A 14,326-nucleotide genomic window follows, 5' to 3' on the forward strand; every position below is an offset into this window, starting at 1 on the left:
CACAACCAAGCGCTCATTGCCCTGGCCCGACGACGCTGCGACACCCTCTACGCCATGCTCCGCGACGGGACCCTCTACCAATCCCCAACACCCACAACCACTTGACGAAAAACATAGGGACACTCTCTCTTACGACGAAACGCCTTTTCACATTACGTGGGAAGGCGTTTCGCGTTCGGGGATGAAATGGTCGGCACTGCCGGACGCCGTTAGCCGGCTCTGGCCGACGGGCCATCCGGGATGTGCGAGAGGGTGCGCCGGAAGCCCTAGGGATGTGCGAGAGGGTGCGCCGGAAGCCCTAGGGATGTGCGAGAGCGTCAGGCGGCCGTGTGGAGGCCGTCGAAGACCATGGTGATGACGTCGTCGGCAAGCTTCTCCGGGGACAGCGATCCGCCCGGCTTGTACCACTCAACGATGGAGTTGATGGTGCCGAACAGGAGCCGTGTGACGGTGCGGGGATCAATGTCCTGACGCAGGGAGCCATCTTCCCGGGCAGCGGCAATCAGTTCGGCCACCTTATGGTCGAAAGCGCGACGACGTTCCAGGGCGTCACGCTCGATCTCCGTGTTACCGCGCAACCGCAGCAGCAGAGTCACGAAGGGGAGCCTGTCCACCAGCACGCCAATCGTCTGGCGCAGCACGAACTCCAGCCGAGCATCGGCGGGCCCGGACGTAGCGGCCGGATCCTCCAGGATGGCTTCGAGCCCGCCAAGGGCGTGGTCCAGGGCGAGCTTCAGCAGATCGCCCTTGGACGGCACGTGATGGTAGATGGCTGACTTCGAAATCCCGAGGTTTTCGGCCAGGATGCCCATGGACGTTGCGTCGTACCCGTGGCGGTTGAAGACGTCGACGGCGATGCGGAGCACCGACTGCTGGTCATAACCGGGCCGTCCGCGCTTGGTGGTGGTCTCAGTAGGCATGCTGGCATTTTCTCACGATCTCAAAAGGGGAAGGTGCTCAGCCCTTGGGGCGCATGTCGTAAATCCGGCGGAGCTTACCGTTGGACCGCTCAAGGGAGCCGGGCTCCACAACGTCAACCACGCAAGATGACCCGACGTGAATCTTGATCTGCTCACGCAGGGTGTGTGCCGCCGTCGTGCTTGCCTCGGTGGAAACCGACTCGCGGCGCTCAATCCGGACCGTGAGCGAATCCATGCGTTTGCCCTCGGGGCGGGTAATTTCCAGCTGGAAGTGCGGGCTGAGCTCGGGGATACGGAGAGCGATCTCCTCGATCTGTGACGGGAACAGGTTCACTCCGCGCAGGATGATCATGTCGTCGCTGCGGCCGGTAATACGCCCCATGCGGCGGTGGGCGGGGCGTGCGGTGCCGGGGAGCAGGCGGGTGAGGTCTTTGGTGCGGTACCGGATGATCGGCAGCGCTTCCTTGGTGAGGGAAGTGAAGACGAGTTCACCGGGTTCGCCGTCGGCCAGGACTGTCGAGTGGTCGAACGGATCGATGATTTCGGGGCGGAAGTGGTCCTCCCAGATGTGGCAGCCGTCTTGTGTTTCAACAGCTTCGCCGGCGACGCCCGGGCCCATGACTTCGGAGAGCCCGTAGATGTCCGAGGCCTTGATGTTCATGGTGGTTTCAAGCTCGTGGCGCATTTCTTCGGTCCACGGTTCGGCGCCCAGGACGGCGTACTTGAGCGAGGTGGACGTGGGATCGATGCCTTGGTGTTGCATGGCATCGGCGATGGTGAGCAGGTAGGTGGGTGTGGCCAGAATGGCATCCGGTTTGAAGTCCTGGATGAGCTGGATCTGGCGTTCGGTCTGGCCGCCGGAGATGGGGATGACCGTGCAGCCGAGCGCTTCAGCACCCGCGTGGGCGCCGAGGCCGCCGGTGAAGAGGCCGTAGCCGTAGGCGTTGTGTACCTTCATCCCGGGCCGGACGCCGGAGGCGCGGAAGGAGCGTGCCACCAGGGTTGCCCAGTTGGCGAGGTCGTTCTTGGTGTAGCCAACAACGGTGGGGCGGCCGGTGGTGCCGGAGCTCGCATGAATTCGCGCCACCTGATCCTGCGGGACGGCGAACATCCCGAAGGGGTATTCCAGCCGAAGGTCTTCCTTGGTGGTGTAGGGGAACTTGCCGAGGTCGCTCAGCTCGCGGAGGTCCGTGGGGTGAACGCCGGCCTCATCGAACTTGCGCTTGTACAGCGGCACGCGATCGTAGGCGTATGCCACCGTATGCTGGAGGCGGGTGAGCTGTAGTGCCTCGAGTTCGTCGCGGGAGATGGTTTCTTCACGGTCAAGCACTGGTGCGGTTTCCTTGGAGGAGGAAGCTGCGGGTGCGGCCACGGTGTTCTGCGTCATGGGTTTCCTACTTCTTGGAGATGGTGCGGCTGCGGCCACGGAACTCAGCGATGAGCTCCCCACTGGTGGGATCGGAGGCTGTGGGATCGGAGGCGTCTTCGTCCGGGGACACCGCATAAATCTGGATGTCGTACAGGCCGCTTCTGCCGGTGCTCGCGCGGCGGTTTGCGACGGCGGTGACCACCTGGCCTTGGAACGCTGGCTTGATGAAGTTGATATCGACGCCGGACGCCACCGTGATGTGGGCGGCTTGCTTGGGCGTGGGGTTGGCCGGGTTGCAGGCCAGTGCGAAGGCGGTGTCCCCGAAGGCGAAGATCATGCCGCCGTGCGCCATGCCGAATCCGTTCAGCATTTCCTGGCGGAGATGCATACGGATGGTGGCGTGGCCGTCGTCGAGCTTGAGGACCTCGATGCCCATCCATTCCGACGCGTAGTCGTTCGTCAGGATGTGGTGCTGTGCACCGGAGAGGGTTGTTTCAACCATGCGTCATTGCCTCCAGCTTTATTTACCGAATGTTCATTAGGTAATCCCAGATCGCGCCACGTGTCAAGACTGGACCATGTTTCGCCCGTAGCTAGTAGCCTCGAAGTCATGCCCGAAATTGAGCTTCCCATCATCACCGATCGACTCATCCTGCGGCGTTTCGAGGCGGAGGACCTCGAACGGTTCCACGGCTATCAGTCGCTTCCCGAAACTGCCCGGTACCTCCTCCGTAACGAGCTGACCAAGACCAAGTCCATGGAGGTGCTCGGCAAGTACGCGAACTTCGAGTTCAACCAGGAAGGCGACTGGGTTTGCCTTGCCATTGAGCGCAAGGATCACCCCGGCCTGATGGGGGAGGTAGTGCTGAAGTGGCTGGAGGGCACCGGGCAGGGTGAGCTGGGCTGGATACTGCATCCGGAGGCACGTGGCCACGGCATTGCTACGGAGGCAGCGGAGGCCGTTATGAAGCTGGCATTCGAGAAACTGGCCTTCCATCGCATCGACGCAAAGCTGGATGCACTCAACGCCGGTTCTGCTGGCATCTGCAAGCGACTGGGTATGCGGCTCGAAGCAACACTGGTGGACAACTGGCATTACAAAGGCCAATGGGCCAGCGAGAACATTTACGCGATTCTGGACTCGGAATGGCGCACGCGGCACCATCCATGGACCCGAAAAATCAGCTGACGGGCCACGTCTTGTGGTGCTTTAGCTGTTCGGTCAACTGCGCTTCAGGCAAAGGCCGACTGAAGTAGTACCCCTGACCGCTGGTGCACCCGATACTGAGCAGGTAATCAGCCTGCTCGGCGGTTTCCACGCCCTCCCAGACAGCAGCCAAGCCGCAGGCACGGATGAGTTGCAGCACAGCCGCGAGAAGGGCTGGCTGCGCCGGGTCGCTGCCCAAGGCGGACAGTAGCGTCCGGTCCACTTTGACGGTATCCACGGGCAGTTGGCGAAGGTAGCTGATGGAGGAGTAGCCGGTGCCGAAATCGTCAATTTCCAATCCCACGCCAAGGCGGCGGAGGCTGTTCAGCGTGTAGCGATCCAGGTCGTTGCCTTGGATCACTGCGCTCTCGGTCAGCTCCAGGACCAGTAGCGACGGATCCAGGTCGGCTGAAACCAGCGCCTCGCGGACGTCTTCAATGAACTCCAGACGTTGCAGGTCTGCCGCTGAAACATTGATGCGCATGCTGAAGTTGTGGCCCGCCGTGAGGGGGTCGGTTCGCCATTGCTTCAACTGCTCGACGGCGGTGCGGAGAACCCAACCGCCCAGATCGGAGATCATTCCCGTTTCCTCGGCAATGGGAATGAACTCGTCCGGCATGATGAGCCCACGCGTGGGGTGGTTCCAGCGGACCAGGGCTTCCACTCCTTCAATTTCGCGGGTTTCAAGCCTGATGATGGGCTGGTAGTAGAGCACCAGCTGGGAGCCGGCGATGGCCTCTTTGAGCTCGCCCACCAGCTGGTTCCGCATTTGCCGGGCAAGCAGCATGTCGGGAGCGAATACCTTGAGCTTGCCTCGTCCGTCCGCCTTGGACTCGTACATGGCGATGTCCGCTTCCATCATGAGCTCTTCGGCCCGCTGGCCCGGATCGGCCATCCGGAGCCCCATGCTGACCCCGCAGTGGAGGTGTTGGCCCTCAATCTCCATTAGTCCCACCACGGCGGCGAGGATTCGGTTGCCAATGGCGCTGGCCTCCGCAGGCGTCACCTCAGGAAGGAGGACAGCGAACTCATCGCCGCCCATGCGGGCCACCATGTCCTGTTCGCGGACCGCGCCGCTGATACGGTTCGCCACTGTTTCCAGGACTTTGTCACCGATGGTGTGGCCGAGGGAATCGTTGATGGCTTTGAAGCCGTCCATATCCAGCAGGAGGATCGCCGGCCGTTTGTTGCCTTGCACGCCGTTCGCTTGGGCCTCGTTAAGGGCGGCGGCGAAAGCGGAGCGGTTGTTCAGCCCCGTCAGCGGATCGGTCATGGCCATGCGTTGCATCGCAAGGTGTGCGTCATTAAGTTGCTGTGTACGGGCTTGCACCCTTTGCTCCAGCTCTTCATAGACGATCTGTAGATCTTCGGCCAGGAGGTTGGTGCCCATGATCACTGCGTCAATCTCGTCGCGCGCCTCGGAGACCCGGATCCGGGTGTTCAGGTCGCCGGCCGCCAACCTGACGATGCCTTCCAGGAGCAGCCCTAAACGGGGGTCGTTCGCGGAGTACATTTCTGCGTCGGACATGCTCACTCCCCGCGCGGCCCGCCCCGGACGCTTTGCCGACGATGCTCGCGAACAGCCGCGCTGCGCTCGGGCAGGGCCGCTTGGTCGAAGAGCTTTGCTGCTTCTTCGAAAGCAGCCAGGCCTTCTTCACGTCGCCCGGATGCCAGCAGGGTACGTCCGAAAAGGAAATGAGCTTCGGCGGATGTTTGGGTAGCAAGAATGGAGGAACGTGAGCAAAGGGGTTCGAGGATCGCCAGGGCTTCCTGCATATCGCCGGCGAGGTAATTCCAATGGGCACGGACCAAGGACATTTCCAGATGGTCCCGCTCGGAACCGCCCACAATGTCGGTAGCGAGCTCTGCCCTTTCAATGCAGCGGAGGGTGGCGGCGTCGCCGAGTTTTGCCTGCAGCCGCATTTCCGCTGAGGCGCGGTTGAAACGAGCCCACAAATCAACGTCTTTTGACGGTGAAAGCCTCTCGGCGGCCAGATCGTGGTACCGGCCTCCATCCGTCACGCGGTCAGCCAGGAAGGCAACGTTTCCGATCACCCAGTAGCCCTTGCCCGCGGTGTCTTCATCAATGTCATCAGAAATCAAGGTCTCCAGAACGAGGCATTCCCGCCACGCATCATCCAGCAGCCGGCTCTCAGCCAGGGCCGCGATGAGGGCACGCTGGGCCAGGACCTGAACGTAGAGGAGGTCCGGGTCCGTGGCAGCGAGTTTTGCGGCGTCAGCAGCCATGGTTGCGGCTTCGGCAAGCCGGCCGAGGCCTTGCAGCCCGATGGCCACCATTGTTCCGGCCTTGGCACCGAGCTCGGCTGAGGAAGCTGTCAGGTTGTGGTCATTGAGGGAGGTCGCCAGCGCGAGGTATTCCTCGATGCTTCCTTGATCACGGAGGCACTCCGCTTGCAGGTAGCGCATGTTCCACCAGGCCTGTTCGTCTCCGGCGTCCCGGGCGAGTTCAGCCGCCTCCGCAGCCATTCTGAAGGCCTCGTCAAAGTCCCGCGCCTTCCATTTGGCGCGTGCATTGAGTCCGGCAACTAGGTGGGAGGCCAAGTGAGGACTTTGCATGTGCCCATTATCCATGTCATTGCGGAAGAAAAGCTCGTATAGTTTGCCCCGTGACTTTATTCAAGTCACAGTCAACAAATTCGCATCAGTACGAAAGGGCATAGCGGATGAAAAAATTTGCGGCAACCCTGCTCATGGCGGTGGTTCTGGCAGTAACAGGATTCGCTGCTCCGGCTAATGCCGAGCCTACGCAGGACAGCACGGCAATCGGTTGGTGGCCGAACAGCACCACCACAGGTAAGACGAACACCACCAGCATCGGTTGGTGGCCGAACTAAACATTGGGGGAGTGCCTCTCAAGGCCTCATAAGCTAAATTGATGCCCCGGGCTGCTGCCCGGGGCATCAGTTTTGTTTCTCTGCATGTCGAGCATTAGTGACCGCAGAGCACATCTTCGGCGCCTGACAATGACATTGCTGTCACAGCCGCGGGAACCGCAGCCGAAACCGGTCACTCGCCGGCAGCCGGCCTATGGTCCTCCCACGGGCAACTCCACGGACACCGTGGTCCCGGACCCCAAGATGGAGTCGAACGCCATGCGACCCATGTGGCGGCTGATGATGTCGTTGGCAATCGCCAGCCCCAATCCGCTGCCCGGTACGGCCGCAGAGGTGGCGTTCGAGGCGCGGTAGAAGCGCGTCAGGATGTGAGGGAGATCGTGTTCCGGGATGCCCAGGCCATTGTCTTCGATCTGGACCAGGGCTGCCCGTCCGCCATTCTCGGAAGCTGCCATGGCACTGGTGATGCCAACACGGCCGCCCTCGGGAGTGAACTTGATGGCGTTGGCCACGATGTTGGTGAACACCTGTTCCAGCTTTGCTTCATCGGCAGTGACCTCAATGTCCTCGGTCGCCTCCGTGAAGGACACGGAAACGTGGCGCGACTCTGCCAACGGGCGGAGAGTTGCCACCACCACCTGCAGGAGCTTGTCGATATCAACCGGCTTGAGGTCCAGGTTGCTGCCGTCCTGCATGGAGACCGTGAGCATGTCCTCAATCAGCCTGCGCAGGCGGTCCGAGTTCCGGGCAATGACGTCCAGCATTTTCCTGATGCCCTCGGGGACCGGGCCGCCGGAGCCGTCTTGGATCATGTCCAAGTAGGCGGTGATGGAGGTGAGGGGCGTCCGTAGCTCATGGTTTACGGTGGCTAGGAAATCTGTTTTCGCCTTGTCCAGTTGCCTCAGCTGGTGCAGGACGCGTTGCTGGGCGCTGATGAGGTGGCCTTGGATGAGCCCATGGGCTACGTTCCCGGCCACGTGCTGCATCAAGGCGATCTCGGGACGCGTCCAATCGTGCCGCTCCTGCACAGTGGACAACAGGATGATGCCCATGGCGGAGGCGCCTTCGCCAACAGGGAGCAGCACAGTGGATACGGGTTTGAGTTCGCCGGACCACTCGCGAAGTGCATTGGCGATCTTCGAGTCAGGATCTTCCCGGTGGTCCGCGACAGCGAGGACGTCCGCTTCTGCCCACAGCCGGTTGGCTGTCTCGGTGATGATTTTTTCGCTCTCGCCCAGCCTGGCCGGCAGCAGTGGAAGTCCCGGACGGTTCCACTGCGCACGGATGCTGGGGACCCGTTCATCGCGGAAGGTGGCGAACCAAACATGGTCCGCGCCCAAGGCCTCGCCAAAACCGCGAACCACGTGCTCTGCGATCAGCTGCGGGTCATTGGTTTGCCGGATTGCCGAAGAGACGTTCCGGAGGCTTTCCCGGAGTGCTTCGATTTCGCTACGGGAACGTGCGCGCTCCTTTGCGCGACCGATCAAGGTTGAAACCCTGTGTACGAGTTCCCCGGGACGAACCGGGTTGATGACGTAGTCTGCTACGCGCCAGGACTCCACTTCCTCAAGGTTTACAGACTCCTGAGCATCAAGAAGCAGCAGTACAGGAACCCCTGGGCGGCCAAGTCCGTGAGCGAGGGCGTTCTCCGCCACCACAACTGAGGGGTGGTGTTGCTGGAGATGCAAGGCCATGGAGGCGGTGTCCGTGGCAGGGAAGACCTGGAAGCCCGCTCCATGGAGCACGGACGTGGTGGCCGCCAGGCGGTCATGGTTTGAGTCCGCCACCACAACCGAACGGGATGCATGCGTTTCACCGGCAACGGTCTCGCCCACTGCGCCCCTTCCGTTCCACCATCGGTTCACAATATTTCACGATTTGGCAACACCTTATCAGCGGCATAGCGGCCAGTGGCCGCCGAACTGTAAACAGGCTTTTTGAGTCGTGGGACACACCTTTACTTTGACTGCCGGATTCGACAGCCTTGAGAGAGTGAGTGTGGGGGTCCGTTCCGGATTTCCTCCGCAGTTGTTTAGGAAAAGTGCGAGGAGAATTGTGGACCACCCAGCGACACCGCAAGAACACCAACAGGTGGAATTCGAGCTGGTACTCGAAGAGTCTGGGATCCTGCGCCTGACGTGGCCGCGTGGCGCCCGGATCAAGGAGTCGGATGCCCAAAGGGCCATGGACAGGGTCAACGAACTTTGCGGCCCGGACCGGCATCCCATGATTGTTGACATGGCCACCACCGACGACGTCACCAGGGGTGCCCGATCAGTGTTTGCCAAACCCTGCCAAGCTTCCCGCATCGCCTTGTGGGGTTCGTCCCCGGTGGACAGGGTCATCGCCAACTTCTTCCTTGGCATCATGAAGCCGCCGTGCCCCACCCGGTTCTTCACTTCCGAAACAGAAGCGTTGGAGTGGCTGGTGGAGGCATAACGCCCCATATATTTGGAGGATGTTCACCGCGCTCAGGAAATACCTGCTGATACCTCGCCTCATCAGGCTGTCCTCGGCCGCACCCAAGGACCCCCTCACAGCCTGGGACCAGTATTGGGGTAACGTCCGTTCAACCGGTGCCACGGGCGATGTCCTGTGGGATTCGGGAAGCGCCCATGAACTCAATGGCTATCTCCCCACGCTGAAGCAGCTGGACCCCACACTGCCGGTAGTTGACGTAGGGTGCGGAAACGGCAGCTTTACCCGACTATTGGCAGAGCATTTCCCTCATGCGCTGGGGCTCGACTACTCCGCCAACGCTGTGGACCGCGCGCGCCAGGAGGCAGCCGGGATCACGACGGCGTCATTCGCCGTGTGCGACATGACGGCGCCTGACGCTGCCCGGACGGTAGCGACGGCCCTTGAAGCGGCGGGTTGGCCCGGGGACGCAAACGTGTTCATCCGAGGTGTCCTGCACGTACTCGACCGCAGCGGCCAGTCCGCTTTGGCCGCAAACCTGCTGCCCGTCGTCGGGAACCGTGGAGGCGTTTTTCTGGCCGAGACCAACTTCCCCGGCACGCCTGTGGACTACGTCAGTCACCTCGGGGCAACCCGAAACTCCATTCCAGCGCCGCTTGAGGGGGCGATCCGGGGACTGCCTATGCCTGGCCGGTTCGGTGCCGCACAACGTGCCAAGGCCTTCCCGACGGCGGACTGGGACCTTGTGGAAGAAGGCTCAGCGAGCATCGAGACGCGTCCGCTGAGCAATCCGTCGGCCCCGGACCTCATCCCGGGCTACTACGCGCTGCTCCGGGCCCGCCGAGCATAGCTACTTGAGGCCGGCGCCCGGAAGCAGCCCCGTGGCACCGAGGGAATCGGCTACGAAAGCGTAGTCCCAGGCCCGCTCGCGCCACTGCACGTACCGGCCCGATGCGCCTCCATGGCCACCGTCCATTTCGATCTTCATGACGATCGGCTCGGTCCCCGTGGACGCAGAGCGCAGGGCCTGGACCCACTTGGCGGGCTCCACGTAGAGCACACGCGTGTCGTTGAAGGAGGTCACAGCTGCGATCTTGGGGTAGGCCACGGTCCCCACGTTCTCGTAGGGAGTGTAGGACTTCATGTACGCGTAGGCCTCGGGGTCCGTGATGGGGTTGCCCCATTCCTCCCATTCCAGGGCGGATAGCGGAAGCTCAGGATCCAGGATGGTGGTCAAGGCGTCCACGAACGGCACCTGCGCCACTATGGCCGCGTACTTTTCCGGGGCCATGTTGGCGACTGCGCCCATGAGCAGGCCGCCGGCGGATCCACCCATGGCAGCGATGCGCGCAGGGTCCACCCAGCCGGAGTCTGCCAGCCAGTCAGTAGCTGCGATGAAGTCCGTGAAGGTGTTCTTCTTGGCGAGCTTCTTGCCGTCCTCGTACCACTTGCGTCCCAGTTCACCGCCGCCGCGAATGTGGGCGATCACCATGACGATTCCGCGGTCCAAGAGGGACAAACGGGCCACGCCGAAGCCAGGATCCATGCTCATTTCGTAAGAGCCGTAACCGTAAACCAACCCGGCGGCTTTGCCATCCTGCAGGACCGAGGCATGACGCAGCACTGACAGGGGGACCTGTGTGCCGTCGTCGGCAGTGGCCCATTCACGGGTGGCAACGTAGTCGGAAGAGGAGTAGCCGCCCAGAACCGGGCTTTCCTTGCGGAGCAGCAACTCACCGCCAGGCTGTTCTGCCGTGGGCAGGACGAAGTCGTAGACGCGCGACGGCGTGAAGTAAGAGGTATAGCCCATGCGGATCACCGGGGCTTCGTAATCGGAGCCGGATACACCCGCGGTGTAAAGCTCCTCATCGAAGGCAGGCTCCACGGGCATTCCTTGAGCAGCTGTGCCCAGGCCTGCCAGCGGGAGCACCTGCACGCGCTCGATTGTGTCCTTGCGGACGGACAACACCAGGTGCGTGGAGGTTACGCCCGCACCGTTGACGCGAACGTCGTCTGAATGTTCGACGACGGTCCGCCAGTCCTGCCCGGCGAGCGGCTTGGAGAGCTCTGCAGGATCCACCAGGCTCACCATCGAATTGATGGCGCCCTTGTTGTGGGTCACGAGCAGGGTTTCCTTCCCGTCAAGGAGGAAAGGCTCAGCCTCATAGAGGACGTGGTGGTCGCGGGAAATGACGGTGCTCAGGCCGGCGTCGTAGTCGTCGAAGCGAAGCAGCCGGGTTTCACTGAACTCGGAGCAGCCGATGCCAAGCACCAAATGGCGGCGGTCGGAGGAGAGATCGAAGCCGAGCCACATGGCGACGTCGTCCTCCTGGTAGAGGACCTCATCATCAGCCACAGGCGTGCCCAGGACGTGGGCCTTGACTTGGTAGGGTCGCCACGAATCATCCACCACTGTGTAGAAGAGCCTGGTCCCGTCCGGGGAGAACGCCACCCCGTAGAAGATGTCCTCTATGACGTCCGGGAGGAGCTCGCCGGTCCTCAGATCCTTGATCCGCAGGGTGAAGCGTTCGTCTCCGGAGTTGTCCACAGCGTAGGCGTAAAGGTTGCCGTCGATTGTCACGGCGGCACCACCCACGCTGAAGAACGGCTGGCCCTCTGCTTCAACATTTCCGTCCAGGAGCACCTGCTCGCCGGGAAGCTCAACGCCGGCTTCAACCGCAGGGGGAGTCCAGTCCGCCACGGGATCGCCCGTGTTGGCGGCCAGGACGCGGCACTGGATGCTGTACTCCTTGCCCTCCACTGAGCGGCTGTAGTACCACCAGCCATCCTTGCGGCTGGGCACCGATAGATCCGTCTCCTGGGTACGGCCCTTGATCTCCTGGAACATCGCGTCACGGAGCGGTTCCTGGTGCGCCGTCAATGCTTCCTGGTAGGCATTCTCTGCTTTGAGATGGTCAACAACCTCGGAGGATTCTTTGTCCCTGAGCCACTCATAGTTGTCCACAAAGACATCGCCATGATGTTCGCGGCGGGTAGGGATCTGCTTGGCGCGAGGAGGCTGGAGAGTGGGTTCCTTAGCAGCGGCAGGCGCGGAAGACGTGTGGCTCATGTGGCCACTCTATAGACGGGCTCTGACACAGAACCAGCAATTTCGCTCAGAGCGCCCGGGACCGCCTTTGCAGTGAGAGTAATCCATGACATGGACCACAACGCCCGGATTCGCGTCATGACTTGCGTGGTAACTCCACTGCATATATTGCGAGCACGAATTTAGTCCCCGTTCCCGGATATTGGAGGTTCAGATGGTTCCGCTTCACGCGCACAGTGTCCATGTCGGCAAAAGGGGTCGTCTGCAAGCACGGCGACATCCAGACTCGTTGCGTCGCTCCCACGTAGACCTCGAAGTCATCATTCCTGCCTACAACGAGGCAGGAAGAATTGCCAGCACACTGATGCAAACAGTGGACTTCCTGGCCGCTCAACCGTGGTCTTCGCGCATTGTGGTGGTGGATAACGGCAGCGTGGATGAGACTGCTGCGGTCGTCCGCCAAATCTCCCGGGAAAAGGGAGATGCAGTGCCAATCTCAGTGCTGGGGTGTTCCCGTCGTGGCAAAGGGGCAGCTGTCCGCCGTGGCCTCCTCAGCGGGACGTCCAGGTTCACGGGCTTCTTTGACGCCGACCTGGCCACGCCGCTGGCAACGCTCACTGAAGCCATGGAGCATCTCGCGGGCGGCGCTTCCGCGGTTATCGCTTCCCGTCACGCCCCGGGATCCACCTTTGTTGTGCCCCAGCACATCGGGCGCCGAATGGGCGGCACGGCCTTCCGGGCTCTGACCAAATCCAAGGTCAAAGGCATTCAGGACACCCAATGCGGCTTCAAGTTTTTCGAACGGGATGCCCTCACCGCTGCCATGGTGCAGTGCCGCAGCACAGGTTTCGCCTTCGACGTGGAACTGCTTCTTCGGCTCCAGGACAACGACGCCAGCATTGTGGAACTGCCCGTGGCCTGGACCGATGGAGCCGAGTCCACGTTCCGCCCCTTCCAGGACGGAGTGGCCAGCTTCGCCTCGGTGATTCAACTTCAGAAAGCAACATCGTGACGGACGGCTCAACTGACATGAACTCCCCAACCCAACTCGCTGGAAAGCACGTACTGGTGCTCAACTGGCGCGATGTTAAGCACTCCCAAGCCGGCGGCGCCGAGCAGTACATGCATGAGATCTCCCGCAGATGGGTGGACAGCGGAGTTCGTGTCACGTGGTTTACGGGCCGGGACACCGGCCAGTCAGCCGAGGAGACCATTGACGGCATCCGAATATTGCGAGGTGGGGGAGCACTCTCCATCTACGGGCAGGCGGCAATGAGGCTCCTGCGTGCCAGCGGCCAGTTCGACGCCGTGGTGGATTGCCAAAACGGAATTCCGTTCTTCTCTCCGTTGTTTCTGCGCGGGGACATCCCGATCGTGCAGCTGGTCCACCACGTTCACCAAGAGCAGTTCCGCACCCGGTTCTCCCCGCCCATGGCCGCCGTCGGCCGCTTCCTCGAAAGCAGTGGCGCCAAGACGGTGTACGGGCAGCGCGCCATCGTCGCGGTATCGCCCTCAACCCGGATGGAATTGCGAAAGCTTGGATTCAGGGGACCCATCCACGTGGTGCCGAACGGTACCATCGACATTCCGCCGACGGTTGCCGCGCGGGCCGCTGAGCCGACCATCGCCGTCGTGAGCCGTTTGGTGCCCCACAAGCGACTGGACCTGCTGCTGGGCCAGTTCGCCGTGGCGGCGCGGAGACTTCCCAACTTGCGCATGGACATCGTCGGGGACGGTCCCGAACGGGCGCGGCTGCAGCAACTGGCCATGGACCTCGGCCTGGATCACGCCATCACCTTCCACGGATACCAACCCAACGAGGTCCGTGACAACCTGTTGAGCCGGGCATGGATGACTGCCACCACGTCGGCATCGGAAGGCTGGGGTTGTTCAGTAATCGAAGCCGCAGCTTGGGGCGTGCCGTGCTTGGCGTTGCGGGTTCCGGGAATCAGGGATTCGGTAGTAGACGGCCGTACAGGATGGCTTGTGGACCATCCCACGGACTTCGGATCTGCCATGGTTCATGCGATCAACGAGTTGAGCGAACCCGAGGCAGCCATCATCGTCTCCGGTGAGTGCCGTGAATGGGCCCGCTGCTTTACCTGGGACCGCAGCACCATGTTGCTCACAGGGGTGCTCCTTGAGGAAGCGAAGATGCGTCGTGACGGCGGAGACCCACGTGCTTTCCACTCGGACTTGTCCACCCTGATTCAATTCGAAGTCCCTGCGCAGTCCGAAGTCACTGGCAGCGTTGATTTCACAGCCGCCCTGAGGCCGACCGACGAGTATGCGCTGGCCGACGATCACGTATCCATCATCATGAAGGGCCGGGATGAGTTCGAGGCCTTTGCCGCGATGAAGAAGATCGGCGTGGCCGCTGCCGACATCCGATCAGCAGGCCGCAGCACCCTGCTTGCCGGACCGGGTAGTGTCTTCGTCCCGGCCGAAGCCATCGATGGCCAGTAACGGTAGCTGATCAGTGGATTTATCCGAACAAGCCATAACCAC

General features: G+C 62.0%; 13 protein-coding genes. 6 read left to right on the forward strand and 7 right to left on the reverse strand.

The window, feature by feature from the left end; all coding sequences use genetic code 11:
• Positions 1-317: 317 nt before the first annotated feature.
• The 3 genes from RIF72_RS14890 to RIF72_RS14900 are packed head-to-tail and all read right to left on the reverse strand — an operon-like array spanning position 318 to position 2,791.
• Complete coding sequence (locus RIF72_RS14890; protein ID WP_309075618.1) at positions 318-920, reverse strand: TetR/AcrR family transcriptional regulator; 603 nt, start codon at positions 918-920, stop codon at positions 318-320.
• 37 nt (positions 921-957) lie between these two features.
• Complete coding sequence (gene paaK, locus RIF72_RS14895; protein ID WP_309075619.1) at positions 958-2,307, reverse strand: phenylacetate--CoA ligase PaaK; 1,350 nt, start codon at positions 2,305-2,307, stop codon at positions 958-960.
• Between the two features lie 7 nt (positions 2,308-2,314).
• A complete protein-coding gene (locus tag RIF72_RS14900) occupies positions 2,315-2,791 on the reverse strand; it encodes a hotdog fold thioesterase (RefSeq protein ID WP_309075620.1) in 477 nt (158 codons plus the stop codon).
• Positions 2,792-2,899: 108 nt separating this feature from the next.
• Between RIF72_RS14900 and RIF72_RS14905 the strand changes: the two genes are divergently transcribed.
• Positions 2,900-3,478, forward strand: coding sequence for a GNAT family protein (locus tag RIF72_RS14905; protein ID WP_309075621.1), 579 nt, complete (start codon positions 2,900-2,902; stop codon positions 3,476-3,478).
• Here RIF72_RS14905 and RIF72_RS14910 read toward each other — a convergent pair.
• Together RIF72_RS14910 and RIF72_RS14915 are read right to left on the reverse strand one after the other, a co-directional pair.
• A complete protein-coding gene (locus tag RIF72_RS14910) occupies positions 3,471-5,024 on the reverse strand; it encodes an EAL domain-containing protein (RefSeq protein WP_309075622.1) in 1,554 nt (517 codons plus the stop codon). The two genes, RIF72_RS14905 and RIF72_RS14910, sit on opposite strands and share 8 nt — an antisense overlap.
• Positions 5,025-5,026: 2 nt before the next feature.
• On the reverse strand, positions 5,027-6,058 hold the full coding sequence (locus RIF72_RS14915; RefSeq protein WP_309075623.1) for a hypothetical protein: 1,032 nt from the start codon (positions 6,056-6,058) through the stop codon (positions 5,027-5,029).
• Positions 6,059-6,180: 122 nt separating this feature from the next.
• On the opposite strand from RIF72_RS14915, the gene RIF72_RS14920 reads away from it, so the two are divergent.
• Positions 6,181-6,351 carry a hypothetical protein gene (locus tag RIF72_RS14920; RefSeq protein ID WP_309075624.1) on the forward strand — a complete coding sequence of 57 codons (171 nt, stop codon included), beginning with the start codon at positions 6,181-6,183 and terminating at the stop codon, positions 6,349-6,351.
• A gap of 191 nt (positions 6,352-6,542) precedes the next feature.
• Here the strand turns inward: RIF72_RS14920 and RIF72_RS14925 are convergent, their stop codons facing one another.
• Complete coding sequence (locus tag RIF72_RS14925) at positions 6,543-8,186, reverse strand: ATP-binding protein (RefSeq protein ID WP_309075625.1); 1,644 nt, start codon at positions 8,184-8,186, stop codon at positions 6,543-6,545.
• 220 nt (positions 8,187-8,406) lie between these two features.
• On the opposite strand from RIF72_RS14925, the gene RIF72_RS14930 reads away from it, so the two are divergent.
• The gene (locus tag RIF72_RS14930; protein WP_309075626.1) at positions 8,407-8,790 is read left to right on the forward strand and encodes an STAS/SEC14 domain-containing protein; all 384 of its coding nucleotides are present in this window, start codon (positions 8,407-8,409) and stop codon (positions 8,788-8,790) included.
• Between the two features lie 19 nt (positions 8,791-8,809).
• Positions 8,810-9,619, forward strand: coding sequence for a class I SAM-dependent methyltransferase (locus tag RIF72_RS14935; RefSeq protein WP_309075627.1), 810 nt, complete (start codon positions 8,810-8,812; stop codon positions 9,617-9,619).
• On the opposite strand, the gene RIF72_RS14940 is transcribed toward RIF72_RS14935, so the two are convergent.
• Positions 9,620-11,839, reverse strand: coding sequence for a S9 family peptidase (locus tag RIF72_RS14940; protein WP_309075628.1), 2,220 nt, complete (start codon positions 11,837-11,839; stop codon positions 9,620-9,622).
• A 193-nt stretch (positions 11,840-12,032) separates the two neighbouring features.
• Between RIF72_RS14940 and RIF72_RS14945 the strand changes: the two genes are divergently transcribed.
• Together RIF72_RS14945 and RIF72_RS14950 are read left to right on the forward strand one after the other, a co-directional pair.
• Positions 12,033-12,830, forward strand: coding sequence for a glycosyltransferase (locus RIF72_RS14945; protein WP_309075629.1), 798 nt, complete (start codon positions 12,033-12,035; stop codon positions 12,828-12,830).
• 17 nt (positions 12,831-12,847) lie between these two features.
• Positions 12,848-14,284: a glycosyltransferase family 4 protein gene (locus tag RIF72_RS14950; RefSeq protein WP_309075630.1), complete on the forward strand. Its 1,437-nt coding sequence runs from the start codon at positions 12,848-12,850 to the stop codon at positions 14,282-14,284.
• The last annotated feature ends 42 nt before the right edge of the window (positions 14,285-14,326 follow it).

This window comes from Paenarthrobacter sp. (assembly GCF_031180005.1).
Classification (GTDB): domain Bacteria; phylum Actinomycetota; class Actinomycetes; order Actinomycetales; family Micrococcaceae; genus Arthrobacter.

Excerpts from the sequence above, each read along its gene's own strand:
- RIF72_RS14905 (WP_309075621.1), top strand. The coding sequence starts at position 2,900 with ATGCCCGAAATTGAGCTTCCCATCATCACCGATCGACTCATCCTGCGG.
- RIF72_RS14910 (WP_309075622.1), bottom strand. The coding sequence starts at position 5,024 with ATGTCCGACGCAGAAATGTACTCCGCGAACGACCCCCGTTTAGGGCTG.
- RIF72_RS14950 (WP_309075630.1), top strand. The coding sequence starts at position 12,848 with ATGAACTCCCCAACCCAACTCGCTGGAAAGCACGTACTGGTGCTCAAC.
- RIF72_RS14940 (WP_309075628.1), bottom strand. The coding sequence starts at position 11,839 with ATGAGCCACACGTCTTCCGCGCCTGCCGCTGCTAAGGAACCCACTCTC.
- RIF72_RS14900 (WP_309075620.1), bottom strand. The coding sequence starts at position 2,791 with ATGGTTGAAACAACCCTCTCCGGTGCACAGCACCACATCCTGACGAAC.
- RIF72_RS14890 (WP_309075618.1), bottom strand. The coding sequence starts at position 920 with ATGCCTACTGAGACCACCACCAAGCGCGGACGGCCCGGTTATGACCAG.
- RIF72_RS14920 (WP_309075624.1), top strand. The coding sequence starts at position 6,181 with ATGAAAAAATTTGCGGCAACCCTGCTCATGGCGGTGGTTCTGGCAGTA.
- RIF72_RS14945 (WP_309075629.1), top strand. The coding sequence starts at position 12,033 with ATGGTTCCGCTTCACGCGCACAGTGTCCATGTCGGCAAAAGGGGTCGT.
- RIF72_RS14935 (WP_309075627.1), top strand. The coding sequence starts at position 8,810 with ATGTTCACCGCGCTCAGGAAATACCTGCTGATACCTCGCCTCATCAGG.
- paaK (WP_309075619.1), bottom strand. The coding sequence starts at position 2,307 with ATGACGCAGAACACCGTGGCCGCACCCGCAGCTTCCTCCTCCAAGGAA.